Origin of the sequence: Streptomyces sp. NPDC059900 (genome assembly GCF_050270335.1) — a bacterium.
GTDB lineage: Bacteria > Actinomycetota > Actinomycetes > Streptomycetales > Streptomycetaceae > Streptomyces.
This window is the reverse complement of the sequence record NZ_JBNNJZ010000571.1, coordinates 1-2,392: the sequence shown is the minus strand read 5'-3', so window position 1 is coordinate 2,392 and position 2,392 is coordinate 1. Positions and strand designations below refer to the sequence as shown.

General features: G+C 73.7%; 1 protein-coding gene and 1 pseudogene. One reads left to right on the top strand and one right to left on the bottom strand.

Annotated elements, in window-relative coordinates; translation table 11 throughout:
* Positions 1-944: pseudogene (locus ACQKIP_RS39340) on the top strand (hypothetical protein); the annotation flags it as partial.
* A gap of 64 nt (positions 945-1,008) precedes the next feature.
* On the opposite strand, the gene ACQKIP_RS39335 reads toward ACQKIP_RS39340, so the two are convergent.
* Positions 1,009-2,196 carry a cytochrome P450 gene (locus ACQKIP_RS39335; RefSeq protein WP_365862047.1) on the bottom strand — a complete coding sequence of 396 codons (1,188 nt, stop codon included), beginning with the start codon at positions 2,194-2,196 and terminating at the stop codon, positions 1,009-1,011.
* Positions 2,197-2,392: the final 196 nt, after the last annotated feature.

Below are 2,392 nucleotides of genomic sequence, written 5' to 3'. Positions count from 1 at the left end.
CGGCGTCCGTCGCGGCCTGCGCGGCGCTCGTCTACGCGGTGCTGCCGGCACCGCCGGATGCCCGGCTGTCCCGCCGGATCGGGGTGGCCGGGCTGGTGGCGGGCTGCGTGGCGATGTTCGCCGCGCCCACGGCGTGGTCGCTGTCGGTGCTGGACTCCACGTACGCCGGCTCGTCCTTCGACGCCTACGCCGGGCCGCCCTACCGGCCGGAGGGCGGCACGCCGGGCAAGAAGAACGGCGGGCCGGTCGTATCCGCGGGCGGACAGCAGGCTTCCGGGCAGCCGGGCCGCTCCTCCGGCCCCTCCGGGGCCCGGAGCGGCGGCGGCATCGTGACCGGGCTGAGCAAGGACCAGAAGAAACTCCTGGCGTACGTCCAACAGCACAACCGCGGCGCCCGGTACACCTTCTCCACCGACAGCTGGGAGGCGGCGGCCCCCTACATCTACGCCAGGGCCCTGCCCCTGTTGCCGCTCGGCGGGTTCACGGGCGGGGCCAACTCCGCGACCCTGGCCGAGTACCGCAAGCTGGTCGCGGACGGCAAGCTGCGCTTCGCACTGCTGCGCGGCGGCGACGGGAAGGCGGGCGCCTCACAGCCCGCAAGCTCGGTGGGCCAGATCAGCGACTGGGTCAGGTCCGCGTGCACCAAAGTCGAGCCGAGGGTGTACGGCGCACAGCAGCCGGCCGGCAAGGGCGCGGGGAAGCCCAAGGGAGGCGAAAGCCCGAAGGACCCAAAGGATCCGAAGAGCCCGCAGGGAGCGCAAGAGCGGAAGGACCCGAAGGGCCGCCCGGCACCCAAGGCGCCGCAGGAGGGGACGGGATCGCGCTCCGCGGAGGATCAGGCCCAAGCGAAGCCCTCGAAGGGCACGGCCGAGCCCGGGCAGCAGGACCAGGCTGGCCCGCAGGGCCAGGAGACCCTCTATCGCTGCTCTCCTGGCGCGGTATGACATGAGCCGGGCATGAAGCCGGGCACTGACGTGGGCGGCGGCCCTGTCCGGGCCGCCGCCGGCCTCACCAGGCGACCGGCAGCTCTTCCACGCCGTACTGCGCGGCAAAGGGACGGAACCGCAGCTCGGCCTCCGGAACGGCGAGCCGCAGCCCGGGGAAGCGCGCCAGCAGACCGGCGACGGAGGCCCGCAGTTGCAGGCGCGCGAGCGCGGCCCCGATGCAGTGGTGGATGCCGTGCCCGAACGCCAGGTGTGAGGAGGCGTCCGCGCGCGTGAGGTCCAGGCGGTCCTCGGGGCCGCCGGGCAGCCTGGTGCGGTTGACCGCGAGGAGGGAGCAGGAGACGGTTTCGCCGGCCTTGATCTGCTGACCGCCCAGGGTCACGTCCTCCAGCGCCGTGCGCGGCGACGCCGTCGAGACCACCGTGACGTGGCGCAGCAGTTCCTCCACCGCCTGGTCCAGCAGGTCCGGCCGCGCGCGCAACAGTGCGAGCTGGTCGGGGTGCTGCACCAGGGTGAGCACGCCCAGGCCCAGCATCTGCGTCGAGTTCTCCAGCGCGCCCGCGAGAAACGAGTTGGCGACGCCGACCAGTTCGGCGTCGGTCAGCTCCGCGCCGTGTTCGCGGACGATGGTGCCGAGCAGGTCCTCGCCGGGCTTGCGGCGCTGCCGCGCGACGATGCCGCCGAGGTAGGAGAGGTAGGCCTTCTGGGCCGCTATCCGCCGCCGGGCGCGGCCGGCGGAGTGGGCGTCCATCCGGCTGGGCGCGCGCACGTCGAGCATCCGGCCCAGCTGGGCGAGGTCGTCGCGCGGGATGCCCAGCAGCGCGCAGCTGACCAGGCCCGGCACCGGCCAGCCGAAGTGCCGCATCAGGTCGGCCGGCGGCCCGTTTTCGGCCAGCACGTCGAGCCGCTCGGCCACCACCGCGTCGACGGCCGGTGCCATCGAGCGGATGTGCCGGCTGGTGAAGGCCGGCGCAAGGAGTTTGCGCAGCCGGCCGTGGTCCGGGGGGTCGTAGTGCAGCAGGTTTCCGGGCTCCTTGGGCTGCGAGATGGCCTTTTGCTGTACGGGCGGCACGGAGCTGAACCGGTCGGTGTCGCTGAGCACCGCCCGTACCTCCGCGCGCCCCGTGACCACCCAGTCGAAGACCCCGGGGTCGCGGGCCACGGGCGTGCTGTGGCTCATCCGGGTCAGCTCGGGCGTCGGGGCGAGGCCGTCGCGGCGCAGGTGCGGGGGCAGTTCCGGTGGCTGCGGCATGGGGTGCCTTTCCGTTTACCAGGAGACCGGGAGGTTCTCGTTACCAGGAGACCGGGAGGTTCTCGATGCCGAAGGTGGCCATCCACGGCGGCCGGAACCGCAGGTCCTCGCGGGGCACCGCGAGCCGCAGCTCGGGGAAGCGACGCAGCACGGCCGCGAAGGCGATCCGCAGTTGCATGCGGGCGAGGGCCGCGCC

Bases quoted from the DNA above. Each gene is read 5' to 3' on its own strand.
- ACQKIP_RS39335 (WP_365862047.1), bottom strand. From the start codon at position 2,196: ATGCCGCAGCCACCGGAACTGCCCCCGCACCTGCGCCGCGACGGCCTC.